This is a genomic window from Kineococcus terrestris, assembly GCF_041020755.1.
In the GTDB taxonomy this organism is placed as follows: Bacteria; Actinomycetota; Actinomycetes; order Actinomycetales; family Kineococcaceae; genus Kineococcus; species Kineococcus terrestris.
Window position 1 is genome coordinate 98,317 of sequence record NZ_JBEUEI010000004.1, and the last position, 21,510, is coordinate 119,826.

18 protein-coding genes are annotated in these 21,510 nt (G+C 70.9%); 6 read left to right on the plus strand and 12 right to left on the minus strand.

The features are described 5' to 3' along the window. Positions 1 to 20: 20 nt before the first annotated feature. A complete protein-coding gene (locus tag AB8M62_RS04190; RefSeq protein WP_369056603.1) occupies positions 21 to 182 on the plus strand; it encodes a hypothetical protein in 162 nt (53 codons plus the stop codon). A 102-nt stretch (positions 183 to 284) separates the two neighbouring features. Here AB8M62_RS04190 and AB8M62_RS04195 read toward each other — a convergent pair whose 3' ends face one another. After that, a complete protein-coding gene (locus AB8M62_RS04195; RefSeq protein ID WP_369056604.1) occupies positions 285 to 551 on the minus strand; it encodes a hypothetical protein in 267 nt (88 codons plus the stop codon). A gap of 394 nt (positions 552 to 945) precedes the next feature. Then, the gene (locus AB8M62_RS04200) at positions 946 to 1,554 is read right to left on the minus strand and encodes a hypothetical protein (RefSeq protein ID WP_369068725.1); all 609 of its coding nucleotides are present in this window, start codon (positions 1,552 to 1,554) and stop codon (positions 946 to 948) included. 324 nt (positions 1,555 to 1,878) lie between these two features. Between AB8M62_RS04200 and AB8M62_RS04205 the strand changes: the two genes are divergently transcribed. Further along, complete coding sequence (locus AB8M62_RS04205; RefSeq protein WP_369068726.1) at positions 1,879 to 2,295, plus strand: PH domain-containing protein; 417 nt, start codon at positions 1,879 to 1,881, stop codon at positions 2,293 to 2,295. Positions 2,296 to 2,580: 285 nt separating this feature from the next. Here AB8M62_RS04205 and AB8M62_RS04210 read toward each other — a convergent pair whose 3' ends face one another. The 9 genes from AB8M62_RS04210 to AB8M62_RS04250 all read right to left on the minus strand — a co-directional run bounded on the left by AB8M62_RS04210 (position 2,581) and on the right by AB8M62_RS04250 (position 12,642). After that, on the minus strand, positions 2,581 to 4,338 hold the full coding sequence (locus AB8M62_RS04210; protein WP_369068727.1) for a glycoside hydrolase family 26 protein: 1,758 nt from the start codon (positions 4,336 to 4,338) through the stop codon (positions 2,581 to 2,583). A gap of 262 nt (positions 4,339 to 4,600) precedes the next feature. Then, a complete protein-coding gene (locus AB8M62_RS04215; protein WP_369068728.1) occupies positions 4,601 to 5,053 on the minus strand; it encodes a DUF4913 domain-containing protein in 453 nt (150 codons plus the stop codon). Between the two features lie 20 nt (positions 5,054 to 5,073). After that, entirely contained in the window at positions 5,074 to 6,792 is a 1,719-nt protein-coding gene (locus tag AB8M62_RS04220; RefSeq protein ID WP_369068729.1) for a TraM recognition domain-containing protein, read from the minus strand. A 53-nt stretch (positions 6,793 to 6,845) separates the two neighbouring features. Next, complete coding sequence (locus tag AB8M62_RS04225; RefSeq protein WP_369068730.1) at positions 6,846 to 8,228, minus strand: putative type IV secretion/conjugal transfer ATPase; 1,383 nt, start codon at positions 8,226 to 8,228, stop codon at positions 6,846 to 6,848. 104 nt (positions 8,229 to 8,332) lie between these two features. Then, on the minus strand, positions 8,333 to 9,862 hold the full coding sequence (locus AB8M62_RS04230) for an SCO6880 family protein (protein WP_369068731.1): 1,530 nt from the start codon (positions 9,860 to 9,862) through the stop codon (positions 8,333 to 8,335). Next, on the minus strand, positions 9,859 to 11,055 hold the full coding sequence (locus tag AB8M62_RS04235; protein ID WP_369068732.1) for a hypothetical protein: 1,197 nt from the start codon (positions 11,053 to 11,055) through the stop codon (positions 9,859 to 9,861). The genes AB8M62_RS04230 and AB8M62_RS04235 overlap by 4 nt, the downstream gene beginning before the upstream one ends. A 77-nt stretch (positions 11,056 to 11,132) precedes the next feature. Further along, a complete protein-coding gene (locus AB8M62_RS04240) occupies positions 11,133 to 11,924 on the minus strand; it encodes a DUF8175 domain-containg protein (RefSeq protein ID WP_369068733.1) in 792 nt (263 codons plus the stop codon). Beyond that, a complete protein-coding gene (locus AB8M62_RS04245; protein ID WP_369055139.1) occupies positions 11,924 to 12,217 on the minus strand; it encodes a hypothetical protein in 294 nt (97 codons plus the stop codon). Before AB8M62_RS04245 ends, AB8M62_RS04240 begins: the two co-directional genes overlap by 1 nt. Beyond that, positions 12,217 to 12,642: a hypothetical protein gene (locus AB8M62_RS04250; RefSeq protein WP_369068734.1), complete on the minus strand. Its 426-nt coding sequence runs from the start codon at positions 12,640 to 12,642 to the stop codon at positions 12,217 to 12,219. The genes AB8M62_RS04245 and AB8M62_RS04250 overlap by 1 nt, the downstream gene beginning before the upstream one ends. A gap of 394 nt (positions 12,643 to 13,036) precedes the next feature. Between AB8M62_RS04250 and AB8M62_RS04255 the strand changes: the two genes are divergently transcribed. Next, positions 13,037 to 13,345: a hypothetical protein gene (locus AB8M62_RS04255; protein ID WP_369068735.1), complete on the plus strand. Its 309-nt coding sequence runs from the start codon at positions 13,037 to 13,039 to the stop codon at positions 13,343 to 13,345. Further along, positions 13,342 to 14,595 (plus strand): hypothetical protein, encoded by a 1,254-nt coding sequence (locus AB8M62_RS04260; protein ID WP_369068736.1) that lies wholly within the window; start codon positions 13,342 to 13,344, stop codon positions 14,593 to 14,595. Before AB8M62_RS04255 ends, AB8M62_RS04260 begins: the two co-directional genes overlap by 4 nt. Positions 14,596 to 15,000: 405 nt before the next feature. Here the strand turns inward: AB8M62_RS04260 and AB8M62_RS04265 are convergent, their stop codons facing one another. Next, positions 15,001 to 16,992 carry an ATP-binding protein gene (locus AB8M62_RS04265; RefSeq protein WP_369068737.1) on the minus strand — a complete coding sequence of 664 codons (1,992 nt, stop codon included), beginning with the start codon at positions 16,990 to 16,992 and terminating at the stop codon, positions 15,001 to 15,003. Positions 16,993 to 17,405: 413 nt separating this feature from the next. On the opposite strand from AB8M62_RS04265, the gene AB8M62_RS04270 reads away from it, so the two are divergent. Both AB8M62_RS04270 and AB8M62_RS04275 read left to right on the plus strand, forming a co-directional pair. After that, positions 17,406 to 17,762: a transposase gene (locus AB8M62_RS04270; protein WP_369068738.1), complete on the plus strand. Its 357-nt coding sequence runs from the start codon at positions 17,406 to 17,408 to the stop codon at positions 17,760 to 17,762. Between the two features lie 244 nt (positions 17,763 to 18,006). Next, complete coding sequence (locus tag AB8M62_RS04275; protein ID WP_369068739.1) at positions 18,007 to 21,363, plus strand: type ISP restriction/modification enzyme; 3,357 nt, start codon at positions 18,007 to 18,009, stop codon at positions 21,361 to 21,363. Positions 21,364 to 21,510: the final 147 nt, after the last annotated feature.

The window sequence follows — 21,510 nt, forward strand, 5'->3', positions numbered from 1 at the left end:
GAGAGGTCGATCCCGTCCCTGTGCTGGACGTGCAGCGCGAGCGCACCGCACGGGTGGACACCGATGCCCACGAGCACCGGAGTGCACTGGTCGTCGCGCGCCCGCGCCGCGATCTGTGGGCCTCCTGGCTGTGGAAACGGCACATGGATGAAGTGCTGGTACTGCAAGAGGTGCGGCGCTGAGCGCTCGCCTCCGAGCGAAGGATGCCGCAGCGCTGACCGCCCCAGAGACGGTGTGAAGAGGCGGGGCCCCGCGCCTGGTCCACGCCATCGCCGCCTGGACCGCTACGGGCCTTCGGTCTGGCGCTGCAACAGGACTGCCTCGGCGGCGGCGCGGGTGCGGAAACGCTCCTTGGCGACCCGGTGCTCCTCCTCGTCGAAGACGTGCAGCGTGTACCCGCGCCCCAGCGCCCGGTGCGGCAGCCACACGAGGAAGTTGACCAGGAAGAGTGCCGGCAGGAGCAGGAACTCCCAACCACCGCCTCCGCCACCGGCGCTCAGGCCGGACTCCTGCCAGTCGACCCAGCCGGTCAGCTCAACCTCGTACCTCAACTCATCCTCCGTCATCACGCCTCGCCTCGTGCGGGCGAGCGCGCCGCCGCGGCCCCGGCAGCCGTGTGCTGGATGCGGCCGCTTCCTGCCAAGTGCACCAGCAATCGCCGCACGACCTGCTACCAGACCACCGACAGGTGATCGGCCTGCCGCGGCCACACCTGGAGCAACGACGCACGGGCACCAGCCGCGCTGAGACGTCTTGCGCCACGAGCGATTGGCAAGTCCTCGCTGCACGCCCGCCGTCGCCTCAGGCGTCACCGGTCGTGGAAGGAAGACCGTGCCGGTGCTGGGCCACGCGCAGCTGATGCTGGTCGCCACCTCATCCCCGTCGTCCCCATCTCAGATGACCACGAGGTGGCCGGCGGTCGGATCGCTCGAGACGTGGCGGAGCTCAGCCGGCCGGAGGGGCACCGTGCTCGTCCGGGCCGCGATCCTCGTCGAAGTCCTCGATGCGCACGAGGACGGACGAGGACCCGCTCGGCTGCTCGACGATGGCGAGCGGGTCGGTGAGCTCCGCGATGACGTCCTGGTCCATGCACCACGGGTCGTGCGCACCCAGCCGACCAGCGTGCTCCCAGTGAGCGGATGAGGCCTCGAGCCGGGCGATGGCCTCCTCGTCCGACAGTTCTGGCTCCTCCTGACTCGTCTCCGGCTCCAGCACGTGGCCCGGCAGTGGCGGCAGGCCCGGCAGGTGGTCGTCGATGCGGGTCAGGAGGTCTTCGAAGTGGCGCGCCTCCTGGGTGGTGGAGGCGTAGACGGACCACTTGGCCACCACGGCACGGACGAAGCTCCAGTCCAGCGCTGCCAGCTCCAGCGGCACCAGCTGCCTGGCAGCAGCCGGTGCCGGCTGCTGCGAGGGGGTGAACACCTCGCTGACGCGCCGAGCCCAATCTGCTGCCGGGTCGTTGCCGTTGACGCGCTGGGTGTCGGCCTCGTTGTCCAGCACCCCCACGATGAAGACGTGGTCGAAGGCGGGCAGCAGCAGGCGTGAGGTCGTCACCAGGCACCTTCCAGGTACGGGTACACCGTTCGGGCACCCGATGCGGGCTTCCCTTGCACCATCGCACCCCGGGCGGGTCGGAGGAGGCGAAATCGAGGTGCATCACCTGATCGCTGTCCGGCCGCGATGCCCGCAGCACAGCTGGGGCGCCCGAGTCCGGCCGCTGACCGTACGGACCTTCGCGATCCCGCTCAGCGGCTTCTCTCGGCTCACCACCTCTGCGGTGACTCTTGCCGAGACCTCGACTGCCCGGCGAAGGCGTGGGATCAGTGCGATCAGGTGATGACCGGCTGCGGGCACCGCCTGTCGTGTCAGGGTGCTGGTGTGGAGCGCGAGGCGGTGCTGCGTGCGCGTCCCTCGCGCGTCAGCACGGTGCTGATCGTGGGCGGGGTGGCCTACTGCGCCCTGGTGAGCGCCTTGATGCTCGGCAATGCCACGTGGGCGCAGGCGGCGCTGCTGCTGGTAGGCCTGGGGTGGGTCGTGCAGGGGCTGATGCTGCGCCGGGCGCGGGTGAGCGTGCGATCGGATGCCCTGGTGGTGCACTCGGGGTACCGGCGGGCGCAGCCCGTGGCGTGGCAGGACGTGCAGGGTCTTCGGTTGGACCGGCCCGGTGGGCAGCGGTTGCTGCGCTTTCACGACGCCAGCCGGCACCGCCCGGTCGTCCTGCCCGAGCTCTCGCTGGAGGACGCCGCTGTGGTGCTCAGCGCGTACGAGCAGCACCACCCACGCGATGAGCGGTGAGCCGTGGCTGCGGTTCCTTGCCGCGGCGCGCCTTCTGCTGGCTCACCCCGGCCGCCGGTGGTCAGCGGGCCAGGACATGAGGTGGACGTGAGCTGCCGTGGTGGGGGTCGCCGGCGTCGGACCGGGTGACCGTTCCGTCCTGCTGCGCGGCCTCGTGAAGGTGCCTCGAGACCGCGCAGCAGGCGGGGAGCTGACAGCCCTCGCTGGCTGAGACGGGGAAGCGAGTGAGCGTTCCGCCCAGCGGGAGTGTGCTGGCGCGGGTGTGCTCCAGCGCTCCCGGAGTGACTACTGCTGCTGCTCGCGCAGGTCCGAGTCCGCCGCCTGACCCCACAGGCGCGCGTACGTGGCGGCCGACTGCGGCATCTTCGTCCCGTCCAGCAGGGTCCAGTTGCCGCCGTCCTTGTCGATCTCGAACAGCGACTCCGCGGCCACCTGGCCCGGGCCGGGGCCGGCGTACGTGCGGAACTGCTCGTACATGCCGGTGATGAAGGCGGGGGAGTCGCCGTTCTTGGCCGACCCGTTCCACTCCGGCACCACGACCGGGACTCCGGCCTCCGCGGCCGCGGCGCGGTGAGCGCTGAAGCCCTTCGGCCCGCCCCCGCCGTCGCGGTCGTCCAGCTGCTCCTCGAACTCGGCGACGGTGGAGACGTAGGGGAAGTGGTTGTAGTAGTCGACGCCGTACGCGTCGATCTCGCCGGTCGGGATGAGGTCGCGGGCGTCGCCGTCGTAACCGTTGGACTCGCGGTTGAACGTCAGCGTCAGCAGCGCGTCGGGCAGGATCTCCTGCTGCAGTTCCCGGTAGCGGCTCCACGCGGTGTGGAAGTCAGCGGTCTCGGCCTTCGTGACCGCCCAGGGGAACCAGTTGCCGTTCAGCTCCCACGCCGGGGAGAGGTAGAGGTTGCCCTCGCGCTCGCCCCAGCCCTCCTTGACGGTGGTGAGCTGCTGGCGCCAGTCCGCGTCGTAGGCCCCGGCGGCGGCCTGGGCCCAGCTGCCGCCCTCCTTGAAGGGGGAGACGGAGACGATGAGCGAGGCGTCCCAGTTCTCCTCGCTGTACTCGCCGCCGTCCTGCAGCTGCGGGACGGCGATACTGGTGGTGCCGCCGTTGGCCCAGGTGGTGGCGATCTCCGCGGGTTGCCCGCCGCGCAGCGCGGCGATCCCGTCGGGATCGCCGGATGCGCCGGACTCCCAGTCACCGGGTGCCAGGTCGGGCCGCTGCAACCCGGTCGAGGGGGTGGACGGCGGGACCTCGTCAGGACGGCCGTCACACGGTGCGGCCGTGGCCGTGACGTCCTCGTGCGTCGCGCGGCTGAAGCTGGGTGCCGAGCTCGGCCCGTCCGAGACGGCGTAGTCGTCCGCCTGGCCTTGGGCAGCGGACTCGTCGGAGACGCTGTCGCCGACCTCGTCACCGGTACCGGTCGGGGCCGGGTCCGGCGTGCCGTCGCTCTCGGGCGTCGGGCAGGCATCGTCATCGCTGCTGCTGCCCGGGTCGGGTCGCTCAGCGGTGGGAACCGGGCTGGAGGCCGGTGGAGCGGCGACGTCACCGTCGCCCTCCGAGGAGTCCTCGTCGCTCGCGCTCGACCCGGACGCGCCGATGAGGTCGAGCACGTCGCTCCACAGCTCGTCGAGAACGCCCTGGTCCTCCTCGTCCGCAGCGGCCGGTGCGCTCACGGGGAGCAGGTACAGCTCGTCGGCGGTGCTGTCGCTGGTCACGGTGATCGTCGTGGTGGAGCCGTCGGTGTCGACGGTCTCGTCGGCGCCCGCGGCGGGGGTCATGGCGCCGTCCGCGAGGCTCGCGGTGCGCGCGGCGACCACCTCCTCGTCGACGGTGAGGGTGAGCCGGCGGCTGTCCGACGCGCCCTCCGGGCCGGGTGTCTGCCAGTAGGAGACGAGGCGTCCGCCGCCGGGCACGCCGCTGCTGTAGACGCGGGTAGCGGCGTCCTGGCCGCTGACGGTGAAGGACAGCCAGGTGTCGCTCGTCCTCGGCGGGGTTCTGCTGGGGACCGGACCACTGGCTGCGGCGGTGACGGGGTGGGTGAGAGCCACCGCCACGGCGGTCGCGACCGCCAGCGTGACGCGGTGGGGGGCTGCCTTCGGGTGGCGAGTGCGGTGAGACTGCACGAGGTCCTCCTGTCGAGGCTCTTGATCGGGGTCGGTCGTCGGGACAGGGACCCAGCAGCACCATCAGGAGGACGGCACCGCCGTCCTCCCGGGACTGCTGGTCGGCGCCTCCGCCCCGTCAGCTGCCACTGCGGGACGGTCGCGCCGGCACCACACCGCCGCTGCGGCGTGGAGATCGAGGGCGGCCTCAGCCGCCGGGCGGGGAACCCTCGCCGGCGCCGGGCAGCGCGGCAGGGACCTCGTGACGCAGCGGGGTGCACTGGGCGAAGGGGCCTCGTGAGGACAGCAGGACGGCCAGCTGCGGATCGAGGTGGTCGCGCAACCACAGCGCTGCGCCGGTGCGCGGGTCGTGCCGCGCCACCTCCCACGTGCGCCACAGCGCCTCCAGGCGGTAGACGGCCTCGGGGTGCTCCGTCCAGCGCGGGCACCAGCGGGCCTCGCCGCCGACGGGACGAGCGAAGGTGGGCGCGAAGAATCCCGCGACCCAGGCCACGACATCGGCGTAGCCCGGGGACGCTCCGGCGGTGACGTCGTCGGCACCGGGCACGGGCAACAGGGCGTCCAGCTCGTCGACGCGCAGTTCCAGCCGCGCCGTGCGCGCCTGCAGCTCCTCGAGCAGGTAGTCCGCCGGCTCTTCCACCGTGAGGCGGTGCGGTGCGGTCAACGCCTCGTCACCTCCCCGACGGCACGCGCTCGCTGCACCTGCCGGGTGGCCTCCGCGGCCGCGGCGGCGATCTCGGCGCTGCGCGGTCCCCGGTAGTGGGGCTGCAGCTGCAGCAGCGCTGCGCGGGTGCCGGTGGCCAGGAGCAGCGCGGAACCGCGGGGCAGGGCGCGCAACTCGTCCGGCGGCAGGATGCGCTGACGCCGCAGCGACGTGGACGTCGTGCGGCGCTTCTCACCGTCGGAGTACGAGCGCACGGTGACGTCGTGCTCGCCGACGAGGCGGGAGACGTCCTCGACGAGCTTGGCGTCGTCCAGGCCGGCGCCGAGGAGCTTGATGGTGGCGGCGGACCAGAGCGTGTCCATGCCGGCCTCGCCCCACACCCGCACGCCCTGCCGGTAGGACTGCAGCACGGTGAGGGGGACGATTCCGCGCGAACCCAGGTGGCTGTACAGGTCGGGCAGGTCCGCGATGCGGCAGACGTTGGCGGCCTCGTCCAGCACGACGAGCATCGGCGGGTCCAGCCGACCGCCGCGGCGTTCGGCGGCGCGCACGCCGTCGCGCACGACGCGGTCGGTGAGCGCGGCGACCAGGGGAGCGGCGGCACCGGCACCGTCCTTGGACAGCAGGTACAGCGTCTGCCGGCTCTGCGCGAAGCCGGCCGTCTCCAGCTCGTCGAGCCCTCCGGCGGCCGCCGCAGCGGGTGGCGTGACCCAGGCGAGGATCACCTCGTCGCGCAGGCACTGCGCGGCGGTGCGCGCGGTCTCGTACACGCCGTCGCGCGTCTCCGGCGCGCCGTTCTGCCGACCGCGCAGGGACGCGGCGGTGGCCGTGAAACCCGCCTCGGCGAGCAGCACGGCCGGAGTGGGCACGACCGGGTCGTTGAGCCACTCGTAGACCTCGCGCAGGTCGCGCCCCGCGCTGGCGGCGGCCAGCAGCAGCCCGGCGAGCAGGTCGTGGGCGGCGGAGGTCCAGAAGTCCTTGCCGCTCTTGTCCCCCCGCACCTCCTGGAGGAAGTGCCCGGCCAGGCGGGTGGCCTCCTCCACCGTCCCGACACCGGCCAGCGGGTTCCACCACCAGTCCTGCCGCGTGCCGGCGATGGCCTGCGGGTCGAAGACCCACACCCGCTCACCGGTGTCGTCGGCGCGCAGGCTGGCGGTCGCCGCCCACAGGTCCGCCTTGTTGGAGGTGGCGACCACCGCACCGGGTGCTGCGAGGACGGACGGCACCGCCAGCGAGGTGGTCTTGCCCGCGCGCGGGGCCATCACCGCCAGGAGCACGTCTTCCCACGAGGCGCGCAGCACCGGCCCGCGCTCGCCCAGCCGGCCCAGCGCCAGACCGGTCTCCTCTGCGACCACCGGGCCGGTGCGTGGCAGCGAGGAGCGCAGACCGCGGGCGCGCTCAGCCGCTCCTCGGGGCATCAGGTGCCGCACCTGCCGCGCGTCGGCCAGGCCCGTCACCGCTCGGCGGCGGAGAGGGAGCAGCGCGACGAGCACGGTGACGACGCCCAGGCCGCAGCCCGACAGCCCCCACACCAGCCAGCCGGACACCTCCGGCCACAGGGCCGCGGGTCCACCTGTCAGGAAGCGGCTGGCGCTCGCCACCTCGAACGGCGGCACCCGCCAGCCGTGACCGCTGATCCAGCTCGCGGCGCCACCGGCCAGCCAGACCAGCCCGCCGAGGCCGACCGTGCCCCACACACCGGCGAGCAGGAGCATCGGTGTACCAGTGCCCGCGGACAGACCCGCGCCGCGCGGTTCCAGCGGCCGGCTCACGGCCGTGTCCCGTCGTCACCGGTGGGACGGACGTGGTCGGTGTCGTACAGCTCCGCCTCGTCACCGACGAACTCCAGCTCGACGGGGATGCCTACGCGCTGGCCGGTCTTGAGCAGGTACTTGCCCCGTCCGGGGTGGCGGGCTCCCGTCTGCCACGACTCCGGCGCGGACCAGGAGGAGACCATGCGCACCTCCTGCGCCGACAGCGGGACGACGCGGGTGACCTCCTCCAGCTCCCGCGGCGGCAGGCCGGCCAGGACGGTGATGGCGTTGCGCTCGACGAACCCGCGCGCCTTGGCGCGGTCCTCCTCGTTGGGCAGCGCCGAGAGGTCGTCGAGGGAGTGGGTGGCCATGGCGTGGGCGACGTCGCGGCCCCGGTAGACGCGGGTCAGGGCGTCGGCGTGGTCGACCAGACCCGGCGCCCCGCGCAGCGCCCGCCACAACTCGTCCATGACGGCGAAGTAGCGCCGCCGCGGAGCGAGGCCGGCGTCGGCCAGCGCGCTGGAGGCGTCGATGACGGCGAAGCCGTACGACCAGGTCGAGAGCATCGCCGCCGCCACCAAGGTGTCGCCGGAGGCGGCCACGGCGGAGATGTCCACGCTGACGGCGGGGCTGTCCAGGTCGATCGGGCGGGTGGTGGGGCCGTCGAAGACGCCCTTGAGGGAGCCCTCGCACAGCAGCGCCAGCGTCTGCCGCAACGCCCTGGTCTCGGCGCGGTACACCTCGCCGGTGTCGACCTCGGCGGCGGCGACGAGCCGGTCGGGCGCTTCCCGGACCACGCGCAGCACGTCCGGCACGGTGGGGTCCGCCCCGGCGGGCAGGCGGTCGGTGAGCAGGTCCACTGCGGCCCCGAGGACGGTCTCCTCGCCGTTGGTGACGCGCTCGTGGCGGCGCACCAGCGAGCACAGCGCCAGCGTCGCCGACAACCGCCGGCCGCGGACCTCCAGGCGAAGCCGGGTGGCCGCCTGGCCGGACATGCGCGCGACGGCGGAGCCCAGCGGACCGGCGTCCAGGGGGTTGATGCGGTCCAGCCCGCGCCCCACGCGCAGCACCTGACCACCGGCGGCAGCCACGACGGCGGAGTAGTCGGGCTTGAGGTCGCCCAGGAACAGCGGGCGCACGCCGAACGCCATCAGCCCGCGCGCCAGCCGCTTCAGCGCGGCGGACTTGCCGGTGCCCGGCTGACCGAGCAGCGTCAGGCCGCGGTTGGTGACGAGCCCGTTGTCCAGCCAGGCGAAGGGGTCCAGGCAGACGACCTCGCCCCACATCATGTGCCGTCCGAACGGCACGCCGACGCTGGGCGCTCCCGACCCGGCCACGAAGGGGAACAGGCCGCACGCCTGCACGGTGGTCGCCTGGTACTCCGGGGCGGCGCTCACGTGCGCCAGCCGCCCGGCCCCACGGGCCCGCCAGCCCCACGCCGGCGGGACCGCTCGCCGGGACGTCCTGTCCGCGACAGGAGCGGGAGCCTCACTCCGCTGCTTCACCGCAGGACCCTCCCGGCGACGTGGGGCGGGTAGATGCCCGCCGGCAACGTGGTGGCGAACCCGACGGCCTGCGCGCCGTACAGCCGGCGCACCCGCACCTTCGACTGGTCCGCGCGCGACTCCAGGTCCGCCACGGCTGCCGACAGGTCGGCCGGGTCGGTGACCGTGATGGTGGTGTACAGGCTCATCAGCACCACGCCGGCGCCCAGGGCCTCCTCGCGCGCTGCGGACACCGCGCGCTCCTGGTCCGCCTGGTCGCGAGCGGTGGCGTCGCGGCCCTGCGTGCGCCGGTACGCCTCACGGAACGCGGCGGCGTTCACCTGGTCCTCCAGCAACCGCGCCGCAGCACCGGCGGACATGGGCCGGTAGAGCATCGTGACGCGCTTGGGGTAGCGCGACGGCGACATCAGCCGCACCAGCACGTTCGAGGTCACCTGCTGGCGCGGCGCCTCGTGCCAGGCCCAGGAGACCGAGGTGCCGCTGTCGTGGCGGTAGTGGTCCCACGCCTCCTCCGCGGCCACCGGTCCTGCCGCCTCCCAGGTCAGGCTCTCGCCCCGCCCGTCGTCGCGGTCCAGCGCCGACTCGACGTCACCGCGGCTGGCGGGGTCGAAGGCGACGCGCACCGCCCCGGCGAGCTCGTCGGCCCTGGCTCGTCCGAGGACGGTGACCCCGCACTCCGCCAGTGCGGCCTCCATGCCGGCCAGGGCGCGCGAAACCTCCGCTGCCGCGTCGGCCGCGTCCCTCAGTTGCACTCCGGCGCGCGCGGGGGCGAAGGTGATGGAGACCCGGGTCTCGACGTCCGCGGAGGCGGCGGGTGAGGTCTCCACGAGCTGGTGCAGCAGGTCGAGCGTGTCCGGAGGAGCGTGCGGGTCGAGGCGCTGAGCGACGTTGCGCGCCAGCGTCGACCCGGGTTCCGGCGCGGTGTCGACGGTGACGGCCACCCACTGCACCATCGGGTCGAAACCCCGCGAGGCCAGCCACGCGTGCCAGTTCGCCACCCAGCCGTCGGCGTCGGCGCCGTCGACGAGCCAGGTGGAGGTGGCCGCGCACCGCAGCGTCGCCGTGAGGTTCCCGCTGCGGGTGTCGTGCACGAGGCCGAACCGCCCGCCGCGGCCGTCCTCGCAGGACAGCAGCTTCGTCGGTGCGAGCGCGCCCGGCAGCTGCCACGCGCAGGGGTGCTCGACGAGGACACCGCCGCGCAGGCTGGTGTAGCCGCGCCACGACGCCCACGCCCACTGCGCGCGGCGCTGCAGGGCGTGCAGGACGGGAGTGCCGTCGACGCGCGCGCAGGTGAGCGCGACGACGACCGCGGACGGGACGCACAGGAGCAGTCCGGTGCGCGGGCTCGTGCCGAGGGCGACCAGCGGGACCAGCGCCGCGACCACGACGACGACCGTCGCGGTGGCGCCCAGGCCGAAGAGGCCGATCCCGCGGGTGCGCCGCCAGCCGCCGTAGGTGCGGAACGTGCCGGCGTCGCGGGCTGCGCTGCCGGGACGCGCCCCGGCGGCGGTGGAGGTGGCGCTCATGCGGTGCGGTCCGTTCCGTCGTCGTGGTCGGTCATGGCGGAGGCGGCGGATCGCGCGGCCCGCCGGGCCCGCTCGGCGCCCTCCTTGGCCGCGGCGGCGGCGAGCAGGGCACCGCCGGTCGCTGCACCGGCCGCTGCGGTGCCCGCCGTGCTGACCGCTGCACCGGCCGCTGCGGTGCCCGCCGTGCTGACCGCTGCACCGGCCGCTGCGGTGCCCGCCGTGCTGACCGCTGCACCGGAGGCGGTCCGGGCCGCGGTGCCGTGTACCGCCGCGCTGCCACCCAGGTCGCGGGCGATGGAGGAGGCCTGCCGCGAGGCGCCGGTGGGACCGCCGTCGACCTCGGCGGCCGCTCCCGAGGACGAGCGCAGGAGGCCGGTGACCTGCACCCCCGCGCTGGCGAGCGTCAGGGCGCCGGCCAGGCCGTTGCCCCCGCCGCCGGCGGTAGCGGTGGCCCACGTGAACAGCCGGGTGAGGGCCGGCAGGGCGACGATGCTCAGCACCATCATCGACAGGCCGACCACGACGGCGCGCGGGTCGGTGTTCTCCCCGGTCATCGCCAGCGCCGTGGCGTACACGAGCGCGGCGACGGGCTTGAACGCGATGAGGGCGAGCATCCAGCCGAGCAGCTTGGACAGCCACCGCCGGCCGAACCCGGTCACGTTGCCCGCGGCCGCGAGGACGAGCAGTCCGGCGAGGACGATGACGGCTCCCTCGCGGAAGATCATCAGCACGGCCTGCACGAGGCCGGCGAGCATCGTCAGGAGGCCGAGCACGATGACCGCCCCGGCGGACTGCACACCGGTGAGGCTCGCCAGCCGGACCATGCGGTCGGCGATCTGCCCGCTGGCGGCCTCGTCGAGCACCCACACCGAGAAGGCGTCACCCAGGCGCAGAGCGGCTGCGGGACCGACGATGCCGACGCTCGCCCACAGGGCCAGCGTCACCAGCCCGCGCCCCACGTCGATCAGCGGCTGCGCGTCTCGGCGAACGGTCATGCGCAGGCCTTGCCAGACGACGCCCGCGCCGGCGACGGCGATGGACAGCCACAGGACGTACTGGCGGACGTCCACCGCCGCGGAGCCCTCGACGTCGATGGACGGCACCTGCAGCCACCAGCCGACGGTCGTCGTGATGACCCAGGTGGCGCCGTCACGCATCGCGTCGGCGAAGGAGTTGCCGAGCGTGGTCCCCACGGCGCCGGCGGCTGCCGAGGTTACCGACCCGACGGCGCCCGCGGCGCACGCAAGAGGGTCCATCGGGCCGCAGGGCATCAGGCACCCCCGTCGGGTGAGGCGGGCGTGAAAGCCGTCATGTCGGGAGGGGCAGCCGGCAGGCGGCTGAAGGCGCTGTTCCAGCTCCCCGTGGCGGGGGCGACGACCTTCCAGTCGCCGCCCAGGCGCGTGAGGACGACGTCGAAGGCGTAGAACTGCACGACGCCGTTCTCGTCCAGAGCCCGCTCGACGACCTGCACCTGCCGGTTGCCGCCCGGCAGGGGCGCGACGCGGTAACCGACGAAGACCACCGACCCGTCCCCGAGGGGTGCGCCGTCCGGCAAGCCGGACGCCTCGCGCGCCTGCGCGTACTCGGTCTGCACGGCGACCGCGAGGTCGGGCGCGGCCGGGCCGACGACCTGCTCGTGGAGCGCCGGGCCGAACACCGCCGGTCCGGGTGCCGCACTGGCCCGGTAGACGATGTGGACGGCGGCCAGGGCGGCGCCCAGGTCGGTATCGGAGAACCCGGCGACGAGCTGTCCCTCGACGCGCGTGGGACCGTCCGTCGCCGACACGGGGAAGTACACGCCCTGCACCTGCTGCCAGGCCAGCTCCGCCGCCGGTGGGGGTGCTGCTGCGACGGGAGGAGCGGGCGCGGGCAGCGGTTCGGGGGAGCGGAGGGTAGAGAACAGCGCCAACCCTGCGGCGAGGAGAGCGACGCAGGCGGTGACGACGAGGACCCAGCGCCGGCGGGGTCGCCGTCCCGTCGTGACGGCGGGCAGCGCGGGCGTGCGGTAGGGGTCGAGCGGGGCATCGCGGGCGGGCCGCAGCTGGATGACGCGCGCGACCATCAGGAGACGACCGCTCCGACGACTCCCGCCCCGAACGACACGAGGCTCACGCCGCCGAGGACCCACGGGATGCCGGCGGCGCCGTCGGCGGCCATGGCGGAACGGTTGCGCCGGCCGATCGTCATCATGATCCCGCAGATGACGAGGCCGGCGGCGCCGCCGACGATGCCGACGCCCTTGAGCCAGGAGAGCAGCAGGCTGACCTTCTCCGCCGCGCCCGGGGGGATGGCCGGTGCCGGATCGGGGATGGTGGCGGCCGCGAGGACGACGAGGTCGTGGGCGTGCTCGAACATCAGGAGTCCTCCAGGAGTGGACGGGCGGGAGAGGAGCCGCGCGCGTCGGTGCCCCAGAACCGCTGCACGAGGTGCGCGGCGATCCGGTCGACGGCGCGGTCGTAGCGACGGGACGGCGTGCGGAAGTCGTTGGCCTCGTAGCGCCAGCGCTGGACGTGCGGCAGGACGTCGATGCCGGCGACGACGGGCGAGAGCAGCCGGAGCCGAGCGCGGGCCGCGACGGGGAGCGGACCGCGGCCGTCGCGCACGACGACGAGGTGCACCCGGGAACTCTCCGCGCCGGCCAGCTCGATGCGGTGCAGCGCACGTACTGCGGCGGCTGTGCCGTCCGTGGTGGCCGCGGCGACGAGCACCCACGGCGATGTCGTCGCCTCGTCGGTGCGCAGAGCGCGGGTAAGCGCCAGCTCGCGCACCAGCCTCGCCATGGCCCGGTGCTGAGCGAGCGTGCTCGCGCCGCACCCGCCGTGCGCTGCAACGAGAGTGCTCTTCTCGTCTTCCTCCGCGGAGGGCGGGAGGTCGGTAGCCGCAGGGCGGGGACGACGCGCGGGCACCGCGGTGGTCCATTGATCAGTTGTCACTGGACAGCCTCACCATTCACATGAGTTGATGGCCGGACAGTACCGGGCGTATCCCGGTCTGTCACGCACCTGCTCCTCGTAGGGGTGGTGACGGGCTGGTTGTGGACGACGGCCCGCACCCCGTCGCTGTGGAGAACTCGACCGATCACCCGTGGAGGACGTCATGACCCGACCGCCGGAACCCGCGCACGACGGTGCCCCGCCTGCGTCGGTCGCTGACGCGTGTCCAGCGACCTCAGCAGTGCCCGAGGAGGTCGGTCATGTTCGAGCGCTGCTCGCCCTGCTCGCCGACGGCGCCGGCTCACCGGGGGAGCGGCTCACCGCGACGTGCGCGCTGGCCCATCTCGACGACGTGTTCCCGCCATACCCGCCCGTTCCGTCGACATCGGGAGGTGCGCTCGGCGGGGAGCTGCACGAGGAGGCGGTCAGCGCGCTCCTCAGCCTCGTCGCTGCAGCGCACGACGCAGGTCAGCGCGGCCGCGCACTCCTGGCGCTGCAGGAGCTCACTTCGCCCGTTCTCCCGCTGATGGACGTCGGAGCGCATCGGTGAGCGCAGCCGCGGGGGTGCAGGAGCTGACGACGCACCTCGCGCAGCTGAGCGTGCTGGCGCAACCCGTCGAGTACACGAGGATGGGAGTCGACGCCGCCCTGCACGGCCGCGGAGCCGCCATGGCCCTGTGCCGGCAGGTGCTCGCGGATGTCGCGGGAGCCACTGGCAGGTCGCCCGTCGACCTCGGCACCCTGCACGAGCACCCCGAGCGTGTGCTCGCCGCAGCACTGCGGGTCGGGATGAGGGAAGCGCGGATCTACAGCCCCACCGATGTCGCGGCCGCTGCCGACCCGCGGTCGGCGACCGCCCGCTGGGAGCGCCTCGGCGCCGCGGCGACGCGTGCGCACCAGGCGTGGACCGAGACCACCGACGTGCCGAGCGGAGAGGCCGGTCGAGCAGCCATCGGTGACATCACCGTCGTCGCGCTGGGTGTCGCCCACCTCGACCGGAAGCTCGTGCAGGCAGCTGCACGCGTCGGCGCGGACGACGTCGCGCGTGACCTGCGCTTCGCCGAGCGGGGCGGCCTGCACCTCGCGGCGCGCGCAGTGCTGGACAAGGTCGCGGGCCACACCACTGAGCCGTGGGAGGCGCCTGGTCGACCGAACCTCGAACGGCTGCCGGTCGTGGCGGTCAGCCGTGCCGACGACTTGCCGCGAGGGCTGCGACGGCTGCACGAACTGTTGGGCGCTGACGTCAACGTCAGTCCTCAGCACACCGCCATGCTGATCACCGCCCAGGTGCGGATGAGCATGTCGCTGGCACAGCAGGCCGAGCGCACCGCCCGGGCGACAGGTGCTGGTGGATGGTCGAGCCTGGCGACCGAGCTGAAGGCTCACGCCGGTCGGCTGGCGGAGGCCTGGGGGCGATCCGAGAGGGCGCTGGTCAGCATCGACCGACCGGACATGCGACCTGTCCAGCAAGCGGGTGAGTGTCTGCGGTACCTGATCGACGGCCGTGTTTCCACGGCGTCGCTGGGAGACGTGTCCGAGCAGGTCGTCGATCTCGCAAGAGCGACGGCCGGAGCCATCGAGCGCAGCGTCGCGGCAGGTCGGTGGGCATCATCTGCTACGCACGGCGAAGAACAGGACGCTGTTTCCTGGCGCCTGGTCGGCGCCGGCGACATCGCGCAGGTGATGGCGATCATGAGATCTACTAGGTCGGCTCAATACGGTGCAGGCCTCACCTCGGCGGGTGAGCACCCTGCCCATACCGAAGTCCTTGCTCTCCCAGTGGCACACGTTCGTCTTTGAGCTCCTCAATATGTAAGTACTCGCCGATCCCAACGGGCACCCAATCTGGGTTTCGCCGGTGCGACCGCGCGCCCGCCACGACCTAGCCTACGCCTGCGAGCTCGTCCTGCCCGCGCCGTCTCTGTACTGCCGGCTGCGCGAGGACCGCCACAGCCCCCTGCGGGTGCTGGCTGATAGGGGTCATATTTGTGCCGACATCGAGTGCGCGAGTCCTACCGCCAATCCTGCGGTAGCCAGCGGCTGAACGACACCGCACGCAGCTGTAACCGCTGCCACGCCGCGCTGCGCACTGCCAGCGAGCGAGTCAAAGGTCTGCTGCCCTGGCGGGTCCTGCAGCACGTCAGCTTCAACTCATGGGCGACTACCATGATCGCCGCCGCAGCACTCGTGCTGACCTGCCTTCAACTACCGACCGGCAGAGACCCTCTCTTCTGCGGCGGCTTGCAGAGAAGCCGGCAGGAGATCCGCGTATACGTCTTGAATGTGGCGCAAGCCGTCCTCCAAAGACGGGTTGTGATCGAGGCTGTCGGTGATTAGGCGCAGGCGCGCTCGGTTCTCGTCCAGGATGTCCCGCCACCGGCGAATGAACACTCGAACTCGTGGGCGACCAGGTTTCGGCTCGGGGCCAAGAACCAGACCCTGAGAATGGAACCCGGCAATGAATCGGTTCTCCACGTTGCTGTCGAAGTCGGTACCCACGAGGATGATGTCCCAACTCGCCCTGTCCGTCGCGAAGACCGACCGGGACAAAATTGCCTCGGCATAGTCGTCGACCTGGTTCAGTTCCTTCCGTCCAAGAGTAATCCCTGGCGCCTTCAGCTCGACCACGAGGTGGCGAGCGACCTCGAACTCCTCCATCTTTACGGCTAGATGAAGGTCAACGCGACCCGACTTCTCGTCCCAGCGCTTTACAGGTTCGATTTTATTACTTGGTAGCCCCAGCAACTTGAGATGATTCCGCGCCAGCTCGGTGAGACCTCGCTCGCTGCTCATGAGGTGGTACGCCTCGCCGAAAATCCAGAGCTCTCGCTCCAGCATGGGATGCAGGTGATCGCGTTCGCCGATGGTGCCTGCTTCGTCAGGCAAGAAGATAAGTCGCTCGATGCCTGCAAGAAACTTGTTGCGGCCAGTGACGACGTTGGCGGCCTTGATTATGCTGGACATGGTGGTTTCGCCAAGGAGGCGCGTCAGCGACTCGCGATCCTCTTGCGTCAGAGATGCGACTTCGTTGAAGATGACGCCGAGTTGCTCTGGATCCTGGCGGAGTGCGGTGCGCAAAAGGCCGAGGGTAACCCTCGCCGAGTCTTTCTTGGTCGGAATTTGTGCCGCGATCGTTCCCGCAACCACGTCGAAGATCGCCCGCTCGACCTTTTCGGTTTCAGATGTGGCGTCACCTTCGAAGGGGTAAACCTTTTCCTTCTTCCATCCTTCCAGTTGCTCCCTGCGGCGTTCCCGTCGTCGGTTCTGGAAGTGTTCACGAATGCCGCCCCGCGCCGCTGTCCAGAGTGCCGCGGCAGGTGTGTCCGACATGTCGCCGAGCCCGAGGACGGAGAGCGCATCGTGATCGAGGCCATCCCAAGTCACGTAGGCGGAGTAGCGGCATTGGGTCTCGACGTCGACGGCAGACTCCTCGTACACGAAATGTTCTGCGTCCTGACCGTAGTAGATCGCTCGATGCCTCACTGTTTTCCATTCGATGATGCGGAGCGCAGCCTCGTGCGCGTTACCAGCCTCATCTTGGAAGGGGAGGGGATAGTCGGCGCTGCTGGCTACCTCCTCAGCAGGATCGAGGTCCGTGCCAAGGTAGGTGATCCTCAAGTCGCCATCGTCCATGAGGACCGGCGCGAAGTGCGATAAGAGAATGGACCGCGTCCGCGATGCCTCCAGTGCGCCGAGCGACTTCTGACTTTCGTTGAAGGCCGCGACCACCGTGCCGATACTGCCGTTCTCGATTGCCTGGCTGTCCCAGGTGAAAACGTGGCGGTGCTCCGTCTTGCCAGTAATTTCCAGGCGTTGCAGTACGCCGGAAGTGTCGACACTGACGCTCGTCCAGGTCACGCGGTTACCAAGTGCGAAGGCCCGCAGTCGACCTTCGCCTCGCTTGCCATGCAGGCCGCGCTTGTCGTTCTTGGTCTTCGCTGCGAAGCGCTTCCAGGAGCCGCCGATGCGCCCGAAGGTTGAGTCGAGTTCGTCGCGGTCGATGCCGTGACCGTTATCGGAGACGATCGTCTCCGTGATGCCGCCCAGTGTGTCATCGATCTCCACCTCGACAGTGACAGTCGACGCTTCGGCATCCACTGCATTCCAGATCAACTCGACGATCGCCCGAACAGGGTCATTTTCATGGGCAAGTCGCTCGACGTGATCGTCGTCGGCGGTCAGATATAGCTCGGCCATGAACAGACCTTATAGGAACTTCGGATGTGAGGGTGATAAGGATGAGCTGACCTCTCCCTGATGCGTCAGGTCCGCAGTCCCATCGCTCGTACACTGCCTGATCCCGCGCAGGAACCGGCGGCTCAACAAGCGTGTGGCCAGCTAATCGGTCAGCGCTAGCTCGAGCAGGTTCTGTCTGCCCGGGTCGTCGAAGTCGTCGCTGTGGCCGCCGATGTGCAGGCTGGTGATCATCGGGCGCACCGTGCTTGCATCGTCGACTAGATCGCGGGTCGGTAGCCGTGCGAGCCCGACATCAAGGCCTTCGCACGTCACCGCCGGTGCATGGTGGGCCGAGTGGCGTGCACGCTCCATCTCCCAACCCTCAACGTCCGCGTCAGCGCTGGAGCACCTAGTTCGACGCTGGCGACCACCAAGTGGCGGCGTTCGACGTCGGTCAGGTCGAGTTACCCACCCCTGAACTCAAAAAGGTGGGCTACCCTGGTTTCAGTTGGCTCCTGACCTGTGAGGGTTATGATCCTCGCTGCAAGACAAGCACCGTGCCCAAGCCCTCCCCCGCCACGTTTCACCGGCACGTGATCGCCGTGGCCCGCCAAAGCGGTCTATCCCACGCGGAGGTCGCCCGTAGTTTCGAAATCGTCGAGTCCTGCCTGGGCCGCTGGATGGCGACCGCCAACCGCGAGGACGGACCAGTGGAGCAACCACCCGCGGCCGGCACCGACCTGCAGGCGGAGAACCGTGAGCTGCGCCGACGCAACAAGCAGCTGGAGTAGAAGAACGAGATTCTGCGCCGGGCCACGGCCTACTTCGCCCGCGACATACGCCCATAATGGTTTTCCCGATGGTCCATGAGCCTTTGTCAGTCGCGCTTCTCCTAGACGCTCAGCACCAGTGCGGTAGCTGCTCCACCGGTGGGCGGCGCGTCGGCCTCGCGGCGTGTGAAGCTCGTGTCAGTCTGCACTAGACGCGCGGGCCACCGATGGTAGCGGTCGGCAATCGGGACGGGGGATGACGCTGATGTCGTGGCTGGGCCAGGAGGTCGCCGAGTTCGGGCGGGAGTGCCGCCAGAAGCTGGCCGTGCCGGGGGTGGGTGATCCTGAGGCGCAGATCCGGGGGCCCCTGGAACGTCTGCTTGGTGCGGTCGGGCGTGCCTTGGGGGTGCAGGCCATCTTCCACGACGAGGTCCGCGACACCGAACGCCGGGTTCGCCCCGACTACGGTGTCCGAGTCGACGGCGCGATTACCGGCTACATCGAGGTGAAGGCTCCTGGGCGTGGTATCGACCCCGAGCGCTTCACCGGCCACGACAAGGCCCAGTGGGAACGTCTGCGCGACCTACCGAACCTGCTCTACACCAACGGGGTGCAGTGGCGACTATTCCAGAATGGCGCGCCCGTCACCGTGGACGGTGCGAGTGCAGCGCCGGTGACCTTCAGCGCAAGCTTGGACCCCAGCGACACCATCGAACTCAGCGCCCCCGCGACATTCCAGGCGTTGATGGGCGCCTTCTTGGACTGGCGCCCGGCCCCGATCACGAGCGTGGGCGCGTTGGTGCGCGCGGTGGCGCCCCTGACTCGGGCGCTGCGCGGGGAGGTTTTGGACCAGATCGCCGCCGAGGACGCCGCCCTCGCCGCGGGCGCCGAGGCCGACTCCCAACCGTTTCGGGGCCTGGCCGGGGACTGGCGGGCCCTGCTGTTCCCCCTGGCCGATGACGCCACCTTCGCTGACGGCTACGCCCAGACGGTGACGTTCGCGTTGCTGCTGGCCCGTACCGAAGGAGTGACCCTCGACGGGGTCGGCTTGCACGAGGTCGGTGGACGGCTAAGTGCGGGGCACTCGCTGATGGGGCGGGCTTTGCAGGTTCTCACCGACCACGTCGCCCGCGACTTCAAGGTGACCTTGGATCTGCTGGTCCGGGTCATCGGTGCCGTCGACTGGAGCCGGGTCCGGCGAGGACGCCGCGACACCTACCTGTTCTTGTACGAGGACTTCCTGGACGTCTACGACAACGACCTCCGTAAGAAGTCCGGTTCCTACTACACCCCTCAGCAGGTGGTTGCGGATATGGTCCGCCTCACCGAAGAGGTCTTGAAGACGCGCCTGGGGATCGGTGCGGGGTTCCTGGACGACAGGGTGACCACGGTGGATCCGGCGATGGGCACCGGTACCTACCTGCAGACCATCCTGGAGCGCTGCGCGCAACAGATCGCCGATCTGGACGGGCCTGGCGCGGTCCCGGCCGCACTCGGTGCCGCCGCTACCCGCCTGGTCGGCTTCGAGATCCAGACTGGTCCTTATGCCGTCGCCGAACTCCGCATCGCGGACCTGCTGCGCACCTATGGTGCCGCCGCTGCAGTTCCCTCGCCCTCCGCCGCTGGTCGCGGCGAGCACGGGACCGGGGTCCGGCTCTACCTCACCGACACCCTGGACGATCCGCTAGCGGAGCAGACCCAGATCGGGGCAGGCCTGCAGTTGATCGCCGCCTCACGTCGTGCCGCTAACCGGGTCAAGTCCGACGCCAACGTGACCGTCGTCATCGGCAACCCTCCCTATGACGAGAACGCCGCCGGTCGTGGCGGTTGGGTCGAACAAGGTGTCACTGGCACCGGGACCGCGGCGCCGATGAACGACTTCCGGATCCCCGGCGATGGGGTGTACGCCCAGAACCTGAAGAACATGTACGCCTACTTCTGGCGGTGGGCGACGTGGAAGGTGTGGGAGTCCACCCCCACCGCCAGTGACACCGGTGTGGTCTGCTTCATCACCCCGGCCGCCTACATCGACGGGCCCGCCTACCAAGGCATGCGCAACTACATCCGCCGGTGGGCTTCCGAAGGGTGGATCCTCGACCTCACTCCCGAGGGGCAGACCCCTCCGGTGCAGACCCGTATCTTCCCTGGCGTGCGCCAACCGCTGGCGATCGGGCTGTTCGTGCGCCGTCCCGGCACCAGCAACGACATCCCCGCCGCGCTCAAGACCCGCGCCCTGCAGGGGCGTCAGCGCGAGAAGTTTGCTCAGCTGTCGGCCATCAGTCTGCACGATGAGCAGTGGATCCCGACCCGCACCGGGTGGACGGACCGCTTCACCCCCGCCGCCGCCGGCGCCTGGGATACCTGGCCCACCATGGACGACGTCCTGCCCTGGACCAGTTCCGGGGTGACCCCCAACCGCACGTGGGTGTACTCCCCGTCCCGCGCGGCGCTGATGCAACGGTGGCAGGCAGTGGTCGGCGAGGGCGATCCCGAGCGCAAGCAGGCCCTATTCAAGGAGACCCCCACCGCGAAACTTGCCGCCGTGCGTGACCCCCTACCCGGCAGCGACGTCCACCAAGGGCAGGGGCCGTTCAACGCAGAGATTTCCCGCGAACCGGCCCTAGTGCAGGTCACCTACCGCTCCTTCGACCGCCAATGGGTAATCGCCGATTCCCGCACGATGCACCGCCCGCGCCCCACGCTGTGGGCCGCACGGATCCCCGGGCAGGTCTTCATCATCGAACAGCACGCCCACTCTTTTGGGGCGGGCCCGTCCCTATTGTTCAGCCACCTCATCCCCGACATGCACACTTTCAACAACCGTGGGGGACGGGCATTGCCATTGCTGCACGCCGACGGCACCGCCAACCTCGCTCCTGGCCTGCTCTCCGCCCTGGCCACCCACCTCGACGAACCCGTCAGCGCCGACGACGTCGCCGCCTACCTCGCCGCCCTCACTGCCCACCCGGGCTTCCGAAACACCTTCGCGATGCAGATGCGCGAGCCTGGAGTCCGGGTCCCCTTCAGCGCTGAGCCCGCGTTGTGGCGGCGTGCAATAGCCCTGGGTAGGCACGTCATCTGGGCGCACACCTACGGAACCCGCTTCGCCGACCCCGCCCAGGGCCGCGCCGAGAACAACGTGCGCCTACCCGCCGAGTCCGCTGCGCGTCCCCTCCTGCGGACCCCGGTCACCAGCATGCCCACCGCGATGGCTTACGACCCCCAGGCGCAGACCATCACCTTCGGCGGCGGCGAGGTCGGCCCCGTAGCGCAAGCGGTGTGGGACTACACCGTTGGTGGCAGGAACGTCGTGAAGTCGTGGTTCGACTACCGCAAGGCCGACCCAGGTGGAAGACGCAGCAGCCCGTTGGACGACATCAACCCCGCCGCTTGGGAAGCGCAGTGGAGTAGTGACCTGCTGGACTTGCTCAGCATCCTGACCCGCCTCGTCGAACTCGAAGACGATCAGCAGCAACTGCTCGATGCCGTACTAGCCGCTCCCGTGCTCACCCGCGCCGAGCTCGCCGCGCAGGACGTGCACTGGCCACAGGCCAGTAGCGATCGGGCCGCCCGCACGGCCACGCCCCTGTCCGATCCCGACACCCTCGACTTTGGGCTCTGATCCGCGCGGTCTCGGGATTCGCCGCCCTGCCCGGGCAAATCGAAACTCGTTCTTGTCCGGATGGCCCCCGTTGGGCCGCCAGCGGTGATCGCGGTGACGTGCGGGCGAGTGAAAGGGCACGCGATTCGTCGACGGCGTCGAGGACAG

Coding starts and splice junctions, on each gene's coding strand:
- AB8M62_RS04230 (WP_369068731.1), bottom strand. CDS start 9,862: ATGAGCGCCACCTCCACCGCCGCCGGGGCGCGTCCCGGCAGCGCAGCC.
- AB8M62_RS04250 (WP_369068734.1), bottom strand. CDS start 12,642: ATGGCGAGGCTGGTGCGCGAGCTGGCGCTTACCCGCGCTCTGCGCACC.
- AB8M62_RS04265 (WP_369068737.1), bottom strand. CDS start 16,992: ATGGCCGAGCTATATCTGACCGCCGACGACGATCACGTCGAGCGACTT.
- AB8M62_RS04275 (WP_369068739.1), top strand. CDS start 18,007: ATGTCGTGGCTGGGCCAGGAGGTCGCCGAGTTCGGGCGGGAGTGCCGC.
- AB8M62_RS04240 (WP_369068733.1), bottom strand. CDS start 11,924: ATGGTCGCGCGCGTCATCCAGCTGCGGCCCGCCCGCGATGCCCCGCTC.
- AB8M62_RS04220 (WP_369068729.1), bottom strand. CDS start 6,792: ATGCTCCTGCTCGCCGGTGTGTGGGGCACGGTCGGCCTCGGCGGGCTG.
- AB8M62_RS04245 (WP_369055139.1), bottom strand. CDS start 12,217: ATGTTCGAGCACGCCCACGACCTCGTCGTCCTCGCGGCCGCCACCATC.